Annotated in this window: 25 protein-coding genes; 18 read left to right on the top strand and 7 right to left on the bottom strand. The window is 48.0% G+C overall.

The annotated features are described in order from the left end of the window. Positions 1-373: 373 nt before the first annotated feature. Together AC5JLB_RS01720 and AC5JLB_RS01715 are read left to right on the top strand one after the other, a co-directional pair. The gene (locus AC5JLB_RS01720) at positions 374-673 is read left to right on the top strand and encodes a hypothetical protein (RefSeq protein ID WP_495872132.1); all 300 of its coding nucleotides are present in this window, start codon (positions 374-376) and stop codon (positions 671-673) included. 144 nt (positions 674-817) lie between these two features. Continuing rightward, the gene (locus tag AC5JLB_RS01715; protein WP_495872131.1) at positions 818-1,003 is read left to right on the top strand and encodes a hypothetical protein; all 186 of its coding nucleotides are present in this window, start codon (positions 818-820) and stop codon (positions 1,001-1,003) included. A gap of 15 nt (positions 1,004-1,018) precedes the next feature. On the opposite strand, the gene AC5JLB_RS01710 is transcribed toward AC5JLB_RS01715, so the two are convergent. Next, a complete protein-coding gene (locus AC5JLB_RS01710; protein WP_495872130.1) occupies positions 1,019-1,285 on the bottom strand; it encodes a hypothetical protein in 267 nt (88 codons plus the stop codon). Positions 1,286-1,326: 41 nt separating this feature from the next. Next, complete coding sequence (locus AC5JLB_RS01705; protein ID WP_495872129.1) at positions 1,327-1,947, bottom strand: Uma2 family endonuclease; 621 nt, start codon at positions 1,945-1,947, stop codon at positions 1,327-1,329. Between the two features lie 116 nt (positions 1,948-2,063). On the opposite strand from AC5JLB_RS01705, the gene AC5JLB_RS01700 reads away from it, so the two are divergent. The 4 genes from AC5JLB_RS01700 to AC5JLB_RS01685 all read left to right on the top strand — a co-directional run bounded on the left by AC5JLB_RS01700 (position 2,064) and on the right by AC5JLB_RS01685 (position 4,415). Then, complete coding sequence (locus AC5JLB_RS01700; protein ID WP_495872128.1) at positions 2,064-2,534, top strand: hypothetical protein; 471 nt, start codon at positions 2,064-2,066, stop codon at positions 2,532-2,534. Next, positions 2,531-2,926: a type II toxin-antitoxin system death-on-curing family toxin gene (locus tag AC5JLB_RS01695; RefSeq protein WP_495872127.1), complete on the top strand. Its 396-nt coding sequence runs from the start codon at positions 2,531-2,533 to the stop codon at positions 2,924-2,926. Before AC5JLB_RS01700 ends, AC5JLB_RS01695 begins: the two co-directional genes overlap by 4 nt. 245 nt (positions 2,927-3,171) lie before the next feature. After that, positions 3,172-3,933 carry a hypothetical protein gene (locus AC5JLB_RS01690; protein WP_495872126.1) on the top strand — a complete coding sequence of 254 codons (762 nt, stop codon included), beginning with the start codon at positions 3,172-3,174 and terminating at the stop codon, positions 3,931-3,933. Positions 3,934-3,956: 23 nt separating this feature from the next. Then, on the top strand, positions 3,957-4,415 hold the full coding sequence (locus AC5JLB_RS01685) for a type II toxin-antitoxin system VapC family toxin (protein ID WP_495872125.1): 459 nt from the start codon (positions 3,957-3,959) through the stop codon (positions 4,413-4,415). Between the two features lie 20 nt (positions 4,416-4,435). Here AC5JLB_RS01685 and AC5JLB_RS01680 read toward each other — a convergent pair whose 3' ends face one another. Then, on the bottom strand, positions 4,436-4,744 hold the full coding sequence (locus tag AC5JLB_RS01680) for a hypothetical protein (protein WP_495872124.1): 309 nt from the start codon (positions 4,742-4,744) through the stop codon (positions 4,436-4,438). Between the two features lie 369 nt (positions 4,745-5,113). On the opposite strand from AC5JLB_RS01680, the gene AC5JLB_RS01675 reads away from it, so the two are divergent. The 3 genes from AC5JLB_RS01675 (at position 5,114) to AC5JLB_RS01665 (ending at position 6,421) form a co-directional block, all read left to right on the top strand. After that, complete coding sequence (locus AC5JLB_RS01675) at positions 5,114-5,494, top strand: hypothetical protein (RefSeq protein WP_495872123.1); 381 nt, start codon at positions 5,114-5,116, stop codon at positions 5,492-5,494. Positions 5,495-5,527: 33 nt separating this feature from the next. Beyond that, positions 5,528-5,965, top strand: coding sequence for a hypothetical protein (locus AC5JLB_RS01670; protein ID WP_495872122.1), 438 nt, complete (start codon positions 5,528-5,530; stop codon positions 5,963-5,965). 171 nt (positions 5,966-6,136) lie between these two features. Beyond that, positions 6,137-6,421, top strand: a complete 285-nt coding sequence (locus AC5JLB_RS01665) for a hypothetical protein (protein ID WP_495872121.1) — start codon at positions 6,137-6,139, stop codon at positions 6,419-6,421. Between the two features lie 241 nt (positions 6,422-6,662). On the opposite strand, the gene AC5JLB_RS01660 is transcribed toward AC5JLB_RS01665, so the two are convergent. Continuing rightward, the gene (locus AC5JLB_RS01660; protein WP_495872120.1) at positions 6,663-6,917 is read right to left on the bottom strand and encodes a helix-turn-helix domain-containing protein; all 255 of its coding nucleotides are present in this window, start codon (positions 6,915-6,917) and stop codon (positions 6,663-6,665) included. A 226-nt stretch (positions 6,918-7,143) separates the two neighbouring features. On the opposite strand from AC5JLB_RS01660, the gene AC5JLB_RS01655 reads away from it, so the two are divergent. From AC5JLB_RS01655 to AC5JLB_RS01635, 5 genes are all read left to right on the top strand, one after another. Then, the gene (locus AC5JLB_RS01655) at positions 7,144-7,410 is read left to right on the top strand and encodes a hypothetical protein (protein ID WP_495872119.1); all 267 of its coding nucleotides are present in this window, start codon (positions 7,144-7,146) and stop codon (positions 7,408-7,410) included. Between the two features lie 15 nt (positions 7,411-7,425). Then, positions 7,426-7,632 (top strand): hypothetical protein, encoded by a 207-nt coding sequence (locus AC5JLB_RS01650; protein WP_495872118.1) that lies wholly within the window; start codon positions 7,426-7,428, stop codon positions 7,630-7,632. 35 nt (positions 7,633-7,667) lie between these two features. After that, positions 7,668-7,877, top strand: a complete 210-nt coding sequence (locus tag AC5JLB_RS01645; protein WP_495872117.1) for a hypothetical protein — start codon at positions 7,668-7,670, stop codon at positions 7,875-7,877. A gap of 291 nt (positions 7,878-8,168) precedes the next feature. Further along, a complete protein-coding gene (locus AC5JLB_RS01640; RefSeq protein WP_495872116.1) occupies positions 8,169-8,537 on the top strand; it encodes a hypothetical protein in 369 nt (122 codons plus the stop codon). Continuing rightward, positions 8,534-8,878 carry a hypothetical protein gene (locus AC5JLB_RS01635; protein ID WP_495872115.1) on the top strand — a complete coding sequence of 115 codons (345 nt, stop codon included), beginning with the start codon at positions 8,534-8,536 and terminating at the stop codon, positions 8,876-8,878. The genes AC5JLB_RS01640 and AC5JLB_RS01635 overlap by 4 nt, the downstream gene beginning before the upstream one ends. A 147-nt stretch (positions 8,879-9,025) precedes the next feature. Here the strand turns inward: AC5JLB_RS01635 and AC5JLB_RS01630 are convergent, their stop codons facing one another. Both AC5JLB_RS01630 and AC5JLB_RS01625 read right to left on the bottom strand, forming a co-directional pair. Beyond that, a complete protein-coding gene (locus AC5JLB_RS01630; protein WP_495872114.1) occupies positions 9,026-9,502 on the bottom strand; it encodes a MerR family transcriptional regulator in 477 nt (158 codons plus the stop codon). A 538-nt stretch (positions 9,503-10,040) separates the two neighbouring features. Next, entirely contained in the window at positions 10,041-10,298 is a 258-nt protein-coding gene (locus AC5JLB_RS01625; protein ID WP_495872113.1) for a helix-turn-helix domain-containing protein, read from the bottom strand. Between the two features lie 152 nt (positions 10,299-10,450). On the opposite strand from AC5JLB_RS01625, the gene AC5JLB_RS01620 reads away from it, so the two are divergent. The 4 genes from AC5JLB_RS01620 (at position 10,451) to AC5JLB_RS01605 (ending at position 12,386) form a co-directional block, all read left to right on the top strand. Next, a complete protein-coding gene (locus AC5JLB_RS01620; protein WP_495872112.1) occupies positions 10,451-11,071 on the top strand; it encodes a hypothetical protein in 621 nt (206 codons plus the stop codon). A 104-nt stretch (positions 11,072-11,175) separates the two neighbouring features. Further along, positions 11,176-11,826: a hypothetical protein gene (locus AC5JLB_RS01615; RefSeq protein WP_495872111.1), complete on the top strand. Its 651-nt coding sequence runs from the start codon at positions 11,176-11,178 to the stop codon at positions 11,824-11,826. A 72-nt stretch (positions 11,827-11,898) separates the two neighbouring features. After that, positions 11,899-12,165 (top strand): hypothetical protein, encoded by a 267-nt coding sequence (locus AC5JLB_RS01610; RefSeq protein ID WP_495872110.1) that lies wholly within the window; start codon positions 11,899-11,901, stop codon positions 12,163-12,165. Continuing rightward, positions 12,165-12,386 (top strand): LexA family protein, encoded by a 222-nt coding sequence (locus AC5JLB_RS01605; RefSeq protein ID WP_495872109.1) that lies wholly within the window; start codon positions 12,165-12,167, stop codon positions 12,384-12,386. The genes AC5JLB_RS01610 and AC5JLB_RS01605 overlap by 1 nt, the downstream gene beginning before the upstream one ends. Before the next feature lie 177 nt (positions 12,387-12,563). Here the strand turns inward: AC5JLB_RS01605 and AC5JLB_RS01600 are convergent, their stop codons facing one another. After that, positions 12,564-12,827, bottom strand: coding sequence for a hypothetical protein (locus AC5JLB_RS01600; protein ID WP_495872108.1), 264 nt, complete (start codon positions 12,825-12,827; stop codon positions 12,564-12,566). Positions 12,828-12,991: the final 164 nt, after the last annotated feature.

Here is a 12,991-nt window from a genome sequence, read left to right as displayed (position 1 = left end):
TATTTCAGCACAGCACGCAAAGCTTCTATCAACAAGTCTCACAAATGCGAATATTCTCAATAGTCAACTTTATTGAGAATAGCTCGTAGCCCAGCCACTTGGCTAAAGCCCTTAATATCAGGCTTTCACAGCACTTGGCTTAACCCGAACTCACGTTTGGTTTAGTGTCTTAGTGCGGCGACTGATCCGACGAGGAAACTTTACTTCGACCTTGGATCTTGACCAGCAAATTCGGGCGTTTATTCAGTACTTTAATTGCACAATGGCAAAGCCATTCAATCGGAAGTTTCAAGGCTTTCCACCCAAACCTCAATGAACTGTCGAATTATTTCCGCCGAACTGCACTAGTCAAAAGTTTTGCCCCACACACCCAATGAACTTCAAACTCTTCTGCTTCGCCCTAATTGAGACGATCGTTCTATCGACTCCGGTTTCAGCCTACGTCTCCCCACCATCGGATTTGACCCGCGAGATGGCGTTTATCTCAGAGCTAAAACAAGTCAAAGCGACACCGCAAACTCAATTGGTGCTGAAACTGGCAAACGCCAATTCAGATGAACTAATCACCCAAGCAAAGAAGTTCTGTGCCACACCGCCGCCGCGAGTGCCGACAGACGCGCTTGATCTGTTAGCAATCAAACATTTCTGCCCCGTGTTTCCCAAGGCCCGATGATGCACGGAGCGCTATATCCCGCACAGCGAATTCGTCCACAATCTCCCCGTAGCAGAGCAGGACGATCGACTGGACGCCGCACGTGAGCCATGCCATATACTTAACCAGCTTCAGGTGCGTCACAACCCAATCCACAACGCTGGGATGACGAGCGAAGAGGTTGAGTTTATGGTCGTAGATGATAACGATTGCGTTATTGATAGACAGGGAAGGGAGCGAGTCGAGGAAGCGACGGGCTTGCATGGCTTCCAAGAGGGTCTGTTGCTGTGGAGTGAACATGGCGATTGGGGAGGAACTTGCGCTCAGGATTCCCAAATCGCGGCGGTTTAGAGGGTTGCTCATGTCTTATCGATCGAGCAGTCCCTCCAAACTCATCAGATTGATGGCACACTGATCGCACAGTTCTGCATAGTTGTCATCCATGCCTCGACACCAAGGCACTTCCTGAGAGCAGGAGGTGCAGCGAAACGTTCGCGGGAAGTGTTCGAGCGTTGGATCAAAGCATTCGCCGCAGTGACAACGTTGCTGTTCGTGGTCTTCCCGGCTGAGTTTGAGGGGTTCAACCCGGTTCGGTGCGTTTTGAGACTCTGGCCCAACCATCATAGTCCTCATCAAAATTTGCCTGAATCAGCGAACGATTCTTGCGCTAGTTCTCAGGAATCGGATTGTTGCGAGCGATCCGCTGAGCTAGAAATCGCTTGCCGAAATTCTGCGATCGCAGCCAGTCTTGAAGTTTGCGCCATCAGAACGCACCGCGTCAGCAATTCGATATCGAGGGCTGCCAGTTCCGGGATTTCGCTGCGGTCAATCTGCTCATAACCGGATGAACGCAAGTGGTAGAGACTAAATAAGCCATCTTCCCAAAACCACACTTCAGGAACTCCCAGCGCTCCATAGCGATTTAGCTTGCTGGCGTTGCCACTAGTGAAGGTGATTTCGATGGCGAGATCTGGAGTCGGTTTCGAGTTGCCAAAGGTGTAAGATTCGTCCGCTTGGGTAGAGACGACGCCTTCTTGCTCCTGAGTCATTGACCCCAATGGCTCAAATTCGACGCCCTTGTCCATGCAGTAGACGCCAACCAGAAATCCGATGAATCGGCTAAAAAACTCGTGATCTCGTCCAGGCATAAGAATCTCGATCGTGTGGTTGTAATAAAACAGCCTGACTCCACGGGAATCTTCAAAGCCCGCTTGAATGAGCTTGAATTGCTCCCAAGTGCGTCCAGATTGAATAATGCATTGGTCTTGGGTTTGGCGGTCAAGTTGGGCGATCATAGGTCAACCTCGGCATTTCGTGCGACCGAAGGAAAGGGATAAAATAGCTTTGTCACAATTGACAAGTTATTCTTCAGTCTATAAGGTCTGGCAGTTTATTCGAGGTGATTCAGGTTGTGGACGCTTTAACCCTGGATTTTGACGCCCTTCAACGTCTTTCCGAAGCTCTTCCAAAGAAAGGAGCTTTGCTATCCCTCAGGCAGTCTTGGTTTGAAGAAGGTGAAGAACTTGCTGATGTTACTGAGGAAACAGCGTCTTATCTTGATGCAATCATCTCTTATGTCAGCCCAGAATGGAATTCCCTCTCAGATGAAGACAGAGCGGTACTTAAGTCGCTTGCTGAATATGCTCAGACAACTTTAGAGCAGATCGAGGAGTCCAACTTATTAACTCGATTGCTGCTTCTAATTCCGTCTATTCGTCGCCGTAAGAATTTATACAAGTTGTTGCGACAATCGAATGAGCGGTTGGTGTCTACCATTTCCACCATGATCTCTGCTTGGGAGGCGGAGCGCGAACGGGAATTTGAAGAAGCAGCAAGCTATGTTGTAAAGAAAAACGCTGAATTGTACCGACGTTTAGCATGATTCGTTATCTCACGTTAGATAGAGTGGTCAGGTTACATCGTCAAATACTTGAGCAATCAGAACAAGCAGCGGGGATTCGAGATTTAGGACTTCTGGAGTCTGCTTTAGCTCAACCTCGGATGACCTTTGGTGAAGCAGATCTTTATCCAACTCTGATCGACAAAGCTGCTACTTTAGGGTTCTCTCTTGTGATGAATCACCCTTTTGTAGATGGCAATAAGAGAATTGGTCATGCAGCGATGGAAACTTTTCTCGTGATCAATGATATGGAAATTGTTGCTTCGGTTGATGAACAAGAGGTAACAATTCAGTCTCTGGCAGCAGGATCGCTTGACCGTGAAGCGTTTACACGATGGTTAGAGTCGCGAGTCAAGCCGAGGGACAGAGCTTGAGCAATCGTGTCCCGTTGTTTGGGGGTGCGATTGGCTCTGCCAAGCTCGAAAGGATCACTGTTTTGTTGTTAGTACATTGGCTCTCCTTTTCTCATGTTTACTTTAATCGTCTGAGGTTGATTCTTAAACTGTTTCACTTAGGTAGTGAGCTAGGTAGTATAGAGTTAGAAGTAAGTTTTTTGATTCAAAGCAAAAACTCTTGCTATTGCCATTCTGTGAAGGTTTGAGCATTTGGGAGGCGACCGATGAGTCAAGACGCCAAGAATACAATTCCATCCTTCCTAAGCAGTATTGGCGATCTGGATGCCGACATTGCGGATGAGATTGAGGCTGCGAGACATGCCTTTCAGGAAGCGTATGAAGCAAATGCTGCGGAAATTCCTAGAGAGCAATTTCTGAGCGACCTAGAAAAACTAGACCAGGCGTTCGACCTTCTCAAGAGTGCTTCAAGTGTGACTGACAAGCATACGGTTCTGACTAAGCACTACATTCCTTTGGTAAAGGAATTAGCTCAACGATACAGTGATTTTTTGCCAGATGAGGTTAGTCGAAAACTAATCGCTCCCGTGATGATACGTGTCGCCATGTTTCAATTGCTCGAGGCAGTGAACATGATGGTGTCTGCTATGGAAGATGAACAAGAACCAAGAGACCAAGCGGGGATGCTTTACACGGCTCTCATTAAAATGTCTGAGACTCTGGAGAAATATATCAAGTACTTGTCGGTACGTCTCAGAGAGCAGCTGAGAGCAATTGCCAATATGCATTTGAGCGATCCAGATCCAGCCTTTAATCCGGATAGTTATCCCAGCGATCCAACTGCGTACAGTTACATGATTGGCTTGAAAAACACGGCTCGCTCGATACTTTGGCAGCTCGACAACTACCAAGAGGAAACAAAGTACACTGTCAAAGGACTTCTAGACTGGGCAGAGACTCGTCCTGGTTGGGCAGGCGATGACTTTGAGGAGTGCTTGGACTACGTGAACCGAGCCAGAAAGGGATAGTTTAGCAAGCGTGCGAGGCGGCGTTGTACTTATTGGACACGAATCACTGTAGTGACATCATTACGGGTCGAAACCCAAATACAATTAACAAACTCAAGCAGATTCCGGAAGATGCTCAAATCGCCATCAACTCAATCATCTACGGGGAATTAGTGTTGATGGTTGAGAAGTCGCAGCAGAAGCTGAAAAATGCGCTGCTTTTAGAAAATTTCATTAGAAAAGTCAGACTCTATCCGCTTGATGCAGCGACAGCCATTCACTACGGTGAAATTCATGCTGCGATATTCGACCATTTCGCGCCGAAGGAGCAAGCAAAGCGCAGGAAATTTAGAATTCAAGACTGTGGCATGCATAACCACGATCTGTGGATTGCAGCAACAGCCTTGCAACACGATTTGACGATCGTGACGGATGATAGCGACTTCAACCGAATTCGTGAGGTGATTGGGGCGGTGAGAGTAGAGTCGTGGAGAAGATCCTAGCTTGTTAAACTCCTTTGGGTTTAAGATGGCTTGAATGAGAAAATTGCATCTCCCTCCACCACGATCGCAGCATGATAAATCTGCTCAATGTAGTGAACGGGTTCAGGAACCGTCTCTTTCGTTCTCATCCTGCAATAGAGGTTAACCTTCTCGGCTCGTCGATATTTCTCAGGTAGAGCGTTCAGTCCCTTCCTGTAAAACCGATAGTTGCTGCCGTTAAAGTTGCCTGTTTTCAGGTCTTGCGATCGCAGAAGTGGAGGTTCGATCGTGAGATCGAGTTCACCCGCGATATCGGCGTAGGATACGTTGATTCGTTTGCGTTGTGGCATGGCAGGCTTTAAAGAAAAAAATAGAGGAGGTGCGGCATGACTGAAGGCGGTGATACAGGACTGGCTGCTCCTTCCTTTCAGGCGGGCTGAGGTATATGCCCGATGACCCCCAGGAGCGAACCCCCGGCGCACTTAAATTGTTTAGTCCATCGACATATCAAGAGAACGTGTCGAAATTTCTTAGAAATTCGTACACATCGCACCCTGCTCTAACTACTGTCGAAGTACATCATTAGTTGTCCTTAAGTGTCTACGGATCGTGAAATCGCGGAAATCTGATTCAAAATCGCAATTTTCTTTACTGGGGCTTTACCCGTGAGATTGGCATCAATCGCCAGGGCAAGTTGAAAGAAGATTTGCGATCAAACCATGAAAAAGTTGCTTGCTGTTTCCGCTCTCCTGTCTGTATTGGCTCCGTCTGTTGCACTGGCTAAACCAATGAGCCAGATTGATAAATTGTTCATTTCGGACTATCACAGCCTGATCGCAAATATCAGTGATGTGAACGTCCGCCAGATCTTAAAGTCGTCGGCTCAGCGACATCCAGAGCATTCGATCGAGCAGGCAAAAGCGGTCTGCAAACTTTTGCAGGTGGGCGGGTCGATGGATGAAGTCCGCCAAGTTGAGATGGAAAACTTGCCAAGCTCTGATGACGAACCCGACTTGTACAACGCAGGGGTGGAGGATAGCGCGATCGTGAATACTCTTGCATTGGAGCATTTTTGTCCTCAGTTCAAGGGTCGTGAATAGGTTGGGTGAGTGAAAATAATTGGACGTTTAGCAATGAAAAGACTTTTTGCCGTTTCCGTTCTCTTGTCTGTGTTAGTCCCATCGATCGCTCAGCCTGTCAAAGCGATCGGCTGTACGGATTCCGTTTCGTATGTCGTACTCTCTTCGGGTCGCTGTCTTGTGTTTGCCGAAGGCGTAGCACGAGCCGAGAAGACCAATAATTCGCCCTTGGTTGTGAGCGGATTGAGGCTCAAACGGAGCGCAGATGTAAAGGTCATGTCGATCGTCGGTAGCCTCACAAATACGTCTGACAAGGTGTATCGTTTGCCTACCATTACGATTCGGATTGGGGAGAATCGCCTTGAGGAAGTCATATTAGGTGGATTGATTGCTCCAGGGCAGACCCGTAAGTTTGAATCTCTGGTTGAGCGAGAGAAGTACTCTCTGAAAGCGCCCTTGTCAGTGGAGAGCGTTGAGGCGCTCGACAGGTAATGCAACGACTCGCGGGTGATCTTCGCTATTGGTTGGTTTGCTTCGTAGCAACTGCTGCGAACAGTGTAGTTAGACATTGAATCTACCTCCTTACAGCTTCACCCGTTTGAGCGAGGTGAGAGTTTAGAGCGGTTCGGGAACGCTGAACACAAAGTTTCCGGGTCAAAACAGATGAGTAACAATCTCAAACTGTGCCTTGATTGCGGCACAATGGTTTCTCCCAAGGCTGAATCCTGCCCCAAATGCGGGCGGCGTCATCCAGCCGGAACGCCTGCTACTTACGGAGCGGTTCAGATCCTTGTTGGCATCTTCGGAGTCTTGGTTGTACTTGGCATGATTAGCTTGATGCTTCAACCTTCAGAGAAAGAGCTTCAATACAAGCGGTTTGCCGATCAGGGAGAAGCCAATCTTCAGCGAATTGGTGAGGCGGCTAGACGTGCTCAGGAGAATCCTTAGATGGAAAGCTACTTTGATCCCGCCCGTTGGGAAAATTGGGCGATCGTGGTGGGGATCGTGGTGATGTTTGTCTATGCAGTTGTTCTGGCATCGAGAGAGGCATGACGACTCCTAAATAGTTTGGTTAAGGTCGCTTCTCAAAAGAGGGGCGGCTTTTTATTTGCTTAAATAGGCGAAAAAATTTAGTTCAATAACAAGACGTTGTTACTGAGTCGGAGGCTAATACAACGATATCTAGCGGTCAGTCTTCTAGATATTCATCACGGGTATAAGAAATTAGTTCTTCTGGCGAGCATTTGAGGTAGTAACACAACTTGTTCAGCGTCTCGTTGGTATCGCTGAAGTTTGGTATCACGTCGGAATTGGCCCAGCCCGAAACAGTGACTCGGTTGACGCTTAGAAGATCTGCTAATTTTGTCGCCGTCATTTTGCGATCTGCCATGACAGAGCGCAATTTCCATCGAATCACTGGCTGAACCTGAAGAATGGTCGCCATAGATTATCACCTGTAGTCTAATACACTACAAATCTACCAGACATTTACAGCCTGTCAAGCGTCATAAGATATTTGTGAGGCTTCTATTTAGGCTTGGCAAGTTACTTTTTAATACCAGCAATTGACAAGTGTAGTTTGCTAGACTACATTAATAGATATAGAGAAAGCGGCTCCTTCCGACCAAAGTTGAAACCGCTTTCTCTACGAACCTTAAATTCTGAAACTAATGCTAACAACAATTTCGCCCAACGCCCAACTCACTTCTGATGAGCGGGGAGCAAGTCGCTTAGACCTCCTCCTCTACGGCTCCAACGACCCCACCAAAAATCACGCCTTCAATCGTGCTCGCACTGTCTCACCCGATGAAGCCTACAGCGCTGGCTATCGGGACGGCTTCAATAGATATGGAATGCTCGGCTCAATGTCAGGCAACACCCACTACTCCGAAGGATTCGGAGCGGGACACAACGCGATGCGTCTCGCCAACCTATAAGGAGCAAGCCCGGAAATGCAAACCATCATCCGGGCGGAAAGCTTTGCCCTCAGCTATCAACGCATTCATTCCTTGCTCGTTTGCGCCCTCGCTGACCTTTCCTACTGGCAAGACGCTAAGAATCAGCATCGCACCGGAACGATCGCCCTCACCCCAGACAGCAACGGTCAGTGGGTCGTCACTGCTTCATCTGACCTCGTAGACAAAATTATTCCGTTCTAACTCCCAAACTCACTACACATTGGAGAAAATCAATCATGAAATTTCAAATCATCGCTGCCGCCGCTCTCTCTGCTCTTTGTTCTCTTGTTTTAAGCGCATCCGTTGCCAAAGCTGAAACCCATCAACAATGTCTCGATAATGCGGCTGCAACCCGTCAAGAGAACATCAAAATAGTCGGTCGTGCTGCCGCAGACATCATCTGGAACGCCGATGTGGACGCCTGCAACGCTGGCTCAGGTAAATAATTTCTGGTTTGTGTGTTCCCTACCACCCATCCCACTTTTGGAGACAAGCTATAGAGCAAACCATCCGTACCCTAATCGCCCGAATTCAGCAGGTAAAGGACTCTGAAGGCAATCCTTGCACCCGCGCCGAAGCTGAAGCGAGACTCTTAGTCTTGAATCACCCATTACGAGACGAATACGCCCAAGACTTGCTTGATGAGCAAAGGTTTGTAGCTTTTCAATCTCATTAGCGATCGTCGTGTGCTCACTGTTGCATAATCACGCTGGCTCATTTGAAGGATTTAACAATCCATGCTCACGGTCTACCACAACGCTCGAATCTTCAGCAGTCTAGAGTATCGGCGCGATCTCGAAACTGCAATGTTTTCTAACCAAGTCATCACCATCGATCGCGCCGACCTCCGGCCAGTTGCCCAGATGAATGAGTCTCCGAAATCACTAGCAGACGTTCAAAACGTGTTGAGCTATGCCTGTGCTCGCACTCAGCACGATACAAGAGCCTGGTGGGAGCATCCAGACATTACAAGGCTTGGAGACGGAGAACATCGCTCAACTAGCGTAGGTGACGTGATTGAAATTAATGGCAAGTTTTGGCTCGTTGCCGATATCGGCTTTCGTGAATGCATCGTAATGGAAAATAACAAGGCAGAACCAGCATGACCCTACTCATTCAACTCAAACAACTCCAAACCCTAGAGCAGCAGCGTCAAGAACTACTGCAAACCCTTACAAAACTTGAACAGCAGCAGGAAGATTTAGCCCGCCTAATTCTCCACTCGCCCAACTGCCCCCATGAAGCCCACGTTTCAATCGACTCGCAAACGATCGCTTGGATTGACCACTCAGACGACTGGGACAATGGCCGCCTGCGAAGTGCAATCAAGTTTCACGAACTCACCTACATTGGCCAGCCAGACAACAACGAAACGCCTGAAGAATCTAATCCGTACCTGCTTTCAGGAGAAGAGTTGGAGCGGGCAGAAAATCAACTCTGTCGGTGAATCACTTGTTGCAAAACCAAAACCCGATCGACGGTTAGATCGATCGGGTTTTTATTCATGTTCCTTGCGCTTAGATTTGCTTTAAAGCGCTCAGGTCATCGGCTCCGCTTTTCGGATCAGCCCTAACCTGTGCCTCGCGCTCCTTCTCTAAACAGCTAGAGGTGTTCCCTGAATTCGCTTCTCAAAATCTAGGACGTGGTGTTTCTCGGCTTCTCTTCTTAGGTCTGAGATGACCTCTCCAATTTTGCCGATTTCATGGATAACGACCTGCCCCTTGTTCTTTCCTGAAGCTTTAAGAACCATCATTCCGAATTTCTCCCAGTCCTCAATAAGGTATAGCTGGTCGTCAACAAATATCAGATTGCAGCTAAACAAGGACTGCTCATAGTTTCGCGACTTCAGGAACTCAAGCACCTTCCGAACTTCTTGAAGCGAAAGCTTCTCCCTCAATCTACTAATGACTTTCAGTTCAATAATTTGCTCTACCGAGTAAATTACCTTGGGTCGCTTAGGATTACCAAACTTCTGTGGTGTAACCAGTCCTACTTCATCCAAGTAGCTCAATCGTCCTGAAGTTATTCCAGTTATCGAAAGAGCCTCCTGCCTCGTAAATCCACTAATCATGATGAGTCTCTCCTTCCTCGTGACCTAATCTTACATTTGTTAGGACAAATATTACATCAGTACCAGATTTCAGTGAGAACGTTAGAAATATTCTACAAATTTGATCTTTTTCTAACGATCGTTAGGGAGATTGGGTATACTTAAAACAGTAAACCCCCGATGTTTGCCGCATCAGGGGTTTAGTTCAAGAAAAACCGAGTTCACAAGACTCGGAATCATCTAGTTTGGTGATTCTATTATGACCACAGTTTTGACTTTTTCTCAAGCAAGCAAGGCTGGGCGAGAGCTTAGAAGTACCTCTTCTGGTGCTCCAGTCAAATCCAATGCTGGCTATATTCTAGCAACTTGGAGGTGGCAGCAGCTAGCTAACGCGGTGTAGCTACTACAGTCAGTCGGTACTCTATCGACTGACTGTACCCAAAACGATCACACGAATATCACACAAAGCCCGATCGAGCATTCATCGATCGGGCTTTGTGTTGTCTAATTTCCCTGCCGTTCGATGTTGTGCTCCTGTCTAACGATCTCGACTGCCTGATTAATCAGCAAACTCCTTCGTGATCGCAGTTTTAATTTCAGTCTCAAAGTCAATCTCTAACACTTCTCCAACTCTTAAGAGCGTCTCGCGAGGCACTGACTTTGTATCTTCAGACATGATTCGGTAAAGGTTGGGCAAGCTCATTCCTGATGCGGCTGCCACCTCTGTTGGCGTTTTCTTGCTGTCATCGAGCGCTTTTCTGATTCGCTCTCCCAGTCCAGGAATATCAACGCTCAGCGTCACTCTCATTAAATCCATCGGGTAAATCTCTCAATCACTCTACTCGGATAACCATATTCTATCCACACCCTTCTAGTATTACTAGAAACCATTGACGCAATGAGTAATGAGTAATAAGCTCAAGAAAGTATAGAATTTCCAAAACTTCTAGAACTTCCAGGAGAAACAAAATGGTGGCTTCCAAAGAACGAGTCAAAGTTGTGCCCATTGCTGACGTTGCCAACGCCTGGGGCGTATCAGAAAAAGCGGTTAAGAATTGGGTTGAGTTTGTCTATCAAGCATTTGATGTGTTGCTTCCAGCAAATGGTCCGTATCCAGAGTGGGGCGTGAAACTTCTAGAAATTACAGCCAAGCACATCAGCGAAAAGTCTTCGTTCTACTTTGCTGAAACCGGAGAGACCCGACGGCTCAAGTCGGCTGAGTTTATCAAGAAGATTCGCGCGATGAGAATGCAGGGACACTTTCAGGAGTTCCAGCAGTTCCAGAACTCTCGGCAGACTCAGGCGGAGGTGGACGAGGATGAAGCGGTTGCAGGTCTAGCATCCATTACTCGCGGCATTGACCAAGAAGTTGAACGGGCAAAAGCCAAAGTTGATCAGTATGCCGATCAAAAGATGGATGAACTGGCAGAGCATATCGAGCGCACCCCGTTTCGCATGATGGGTTCGCTCAGCGATCGCTTAAGTCAACGTCGCTCAATGGCGGCTGGAGTGAACGAGATTATCGATGTGACCTACTCACGGGTCGAACTTCCAGAAGAGTCAGAAGTTCTAGAACTTCCATCTGCATGATGCTTCTCGCATCAGTCTTCGTTTGCTTGCGGTTGTCGTTGCCTTTTGGCTGATGGCTGACACCACGGCAACCTATGTACTTCAACACGTTCTACCGCACATTCATGAACGAGAAATTCAAAACAATTCTGATGACTAGCCTGAGTACCTCATTAGTTGCGATCGCGCTGAATCCGCGTCTCAACTCTGTCAATGCTTTTGATGTTGGCTACTTTGTTCAAAATGGTTCTGCAGGAATGGCAGAACATGAGGCTAGGCGGAATGGGACTCTGCCCGTTCCAACTCCTCACCCAAAGGGGGAGGTCATGCGAGCAAACGACACGCGCCCATCAGGGCAAGTCGTTAAAACTGGGTGCCCAGAACCCTCGCCTAGTCAACTGCTGCCACAGGATGAAGCGATTCAACCTGTACCCCAACCTGCACCGATGCCGATTGCTCAATCCTCAGCAATGCCATCTCGCAACCCAGAACCCTACGCTAGGGAATCGCCAAATGATGGACCACCCGCTGACCCATCGGCTAGAGCCATTTGGCAAGCAGGTAAGCTCTCCTACCCGCAGTCTAAAAGTGCTGTGCTGAGCCGGTTTCCTCAACCCAAAGAGATCAGTTTTGGCAGTTCAGGTACTCGGCAGTTTTGGGGTGGTGTAACTGGATGGGAACCCACCCGCTATGCCGTTCGGCTCCAGAATGGTCAATCGATTGTCTTTAGCTTAGCTGAGGACGAACAGACAATTACTAGTTACGACATTCAATAGCCAGGGGGCAGCTTCCAACTAACACCCTGGCTAACTCGCAACAACGCAAACATTGCAGGAGTACTTTATATTATGGGCATTTTTTCTTGGTTAAGCGGTGGCACAAGCGGAGGAGGTAGTGATGAGGAAGAGTATTTGGAAGCCGATACCGACACTCGGCTAGATGCTGCACTTAAGACGGCAGGCACGACCGACCCCGTTGATGCTCACATCAAGGACTGGGGCGACCACGGCGGCGATTATAGCGATCGGCAGAATGCCGTATCATGGGAGCATACAGACGTTGATACGCCCTACTTTGACCGTGCTGCAATCTATAAATCCAAAGAGGACAAGTAATGATCACGATCAACAAACGGCAATTTGAAATCACGGGTTCAACGGTTGACTTAACCAAGACTCAGCAAGACATGCTAGAGTTTCTCTCCAAAATTGATCGACCTGTCACCATGGGGGAAGCGGTTGCTCATTTCAATCTAAGTTCCCCGGCTCCCATTCTTGGACGGATCAATCACCTTATCGAGAAAGGAGCCATCAAAGAGATGGTAACTGCTAACTAAATAAACGTTTGGGAACGTGCAAATAAAAGGGTAGTCTTCGGGCTACCCTTTGTTGTATCTGGATACAACAAAGCAGGAGCTGCCCAAGAGTTCAACCGAAGGGTCGCAGGGCAAGAAGGCGTTATTTAAGAAGTGAGGGATAAGACCGTGTGCGCTGCGGTCTTATCCCTCATAATTCTAGAAATCAGCCGTGCACTCTCGCGACCACTCCCCTTTGAAGATGGTGCCGTAGGTCTTAAAGCAGCTTCCATCGGTAGCCGATTGGTTGAACAGTTCTCGTTTCGGTTCCCAGAATAAGCCTGTGAGCATTTGACCCCGCACAGTGATGCTTTGACTTCCAGCAGGCAACGTGACCGTTCGTTTTTTGCCCACCACCAAACCAGGGATTTTGATTTCGTTCCGTTGCCCATTCGCGCTGTAACTAATTTGGTAGTCAGCCACATAGCCGCCCTAATTGAATACGGTGACTTTCGGTGCAGGCAAGGCGAATGCAGACATGGAGAGTGCAGGCACGACTCCGAGAACTAAAGCAACGTCAGTTCGGGATAAGGCTTGGGACAAGAAAGGGGCAAACCCGATAGGCTGAAAATACTAAAAATCACACC

Source organism: Myxacorys chilensis, from assembly GCF_059505265.1.
The sequence above is the reverse complement of the archived record's forward strand: the minus strand, read 5'-3'. Positions and strand labels throughout refer to the sequence as shown.

Bases quoted from the DNA above. Each gene is read 5' to 3' on its own strand.
- AC5JLB_RS01720 (WP_495872132.1), top strand. From the start codon at position 374: ATGAACTTCAAACTCTTCTGCTTCGCCCTAATTGAGACGATCGTTCTA.
- AC5JLB_RS01715 (WP_495872131.1), top strand. From the start codon at position 818: ATGACGAGCGAAGAGGTTGAGTTTATGGTCGTAGATGATAACGATTGC.
- AC5JLB_RS01710 (WP_495872130.1), bottom strand. From the start codon at position 1,285: ATGAGGACTATGATGGTTGGGCCAGAGTCTCAAAACGCACCGAACCGG.
- AC5JLB_RS01705 (WP_495872129.1), bottom strand. From the start codon at position 1,947: ATGATCGCCCAACTTGACCGCCAAACCCAAGACCAATGCATTATTCAA.
- AC5JLB_RS01695 (WP_495872127.1), top strand. From the start codon at position 2,531: ATGATTCGTTATCTCACGTTAGATAGAGTGGTCAGGTTACATCGTCAA.
- AC5JLB_RS01690 (WP_495872126.1), top strand. From the start codon at position 3,172: ATGAGTCAAGACGCCAAGAATACAATTCCATCCTTCCTAAGCAGTATT.
- AC5JLB_RS01680 (WP_495872124.1), bottom strand. From the start codon at position 4,744: ATGCCACAACGCAAACGAATCAACGTATCCTACGCCGATATCGCGGGT.
- AC5JLB_RS01675 (WP_495872123.1), top strand. From the start codon at position 5,114: ATGAAAAAGTTGCTTGCTGTTTCCGCTCTCCTGTCTGTATTGGCTCCG.
- AC5JLB_RS01670 (WP_495872122.1), top strand. From the start codon at position 5,528: ATGAAAAGACTTTTTGCCGTTTCCGTTCTCTTGTCTGTGTTAGTCCCA.
- AC5JLB_RS01665 (WP_495872121.1), top strand. From the start codon at position 6,137: ATGAGTAACAATCTCAAACTGTGCCTTGATTGCGGCACAATGGTTTCT.
- AC5JLB_RS01660 (WP_495872120.1), bottom strand. From the start codon at position 6,917: ATGGCGACCATTCTTCAGGTTCAGCCAGTGATTCGATGGAAATTGCGC.
- AC5JLB_RS01655 (WP_495872119.1), top strand. From the start codon at position 7,144: ATGCTAACAACAATTTCGCCCAACGCCCAACTCACTTCTGATGAGCGG.
- AC5JLB_RS01650 (WP_495872118.1), top strand. From the start codon at position 7,426: ATGCAAACCATCATCCGGGCGGAAAGCTTTGCCCTCAGCTATCAACGC.
- AC5JLB_RS01645 (WP_495872117.1), top strand. From the start codon at position 7,668: ATGAAATTTCAAATCATCGCTGCCGCCGCTCTCTCTGCTCTTTGTTCT.
- AC5JLB_RS01640 (WP_495872116.1), top strand. From the start codon at position 8,169: ATGCTCACGGTCTACCACAACGCTCGAATCTTCAGCAGTCTAGAGTAT.
- AC5JLB_RS01635 (WP_495872115.1), top strand. From the start codon at position 8,534: ATGACCCTACTCATTCAACTCAAACAACTCCAAACCCTAGAGCAGCAG.
- AC5JLB_RS01630 (WP_495872114.1), bottom strand. From the start codon at position 9,502: ATGATTAGTGGATTTACGAGGCAGGAGGCTCTTTCGATAACTGGAATA.
- AC5JLB_RS01625 (WP_495872113.1), bottom strand. From the start codon at position 10,298: ATGGATTTAATGAGAGTGACGCTGAGCGTTGATATTCCTGGACTGGGA.
- AC5JLB_RS01620 (WP_495872112.1), top strand. From the start codon at position 10,451: ATGGTGGCTTCCAAAGAACGAGTCAAAGTTGTGCCCATTGCTGACGTT.
- AC5JLB_RS01615 (WP_495872111.1), top strand. From the start codon at position 11,176: ATGAACGAGAAATTCAAAACAATTCTGATGACTAGCCTGAGTACCTCA.
- AC5JLB_RS01610 (WP_495872110.1), top strand. From the start codon at position 11,899: ATGGGCATTTTTTCTTGGTTAAGCGGTGGCACAAGCGGAGGAGGTAGT.
- AC5JLB_RS01605 (WP_495872109.1), top strand. From the start codon at position 12,165: ATGATCACGATCAACAAACGGCAATTTGAAATCACGGGTTCAACGGTT.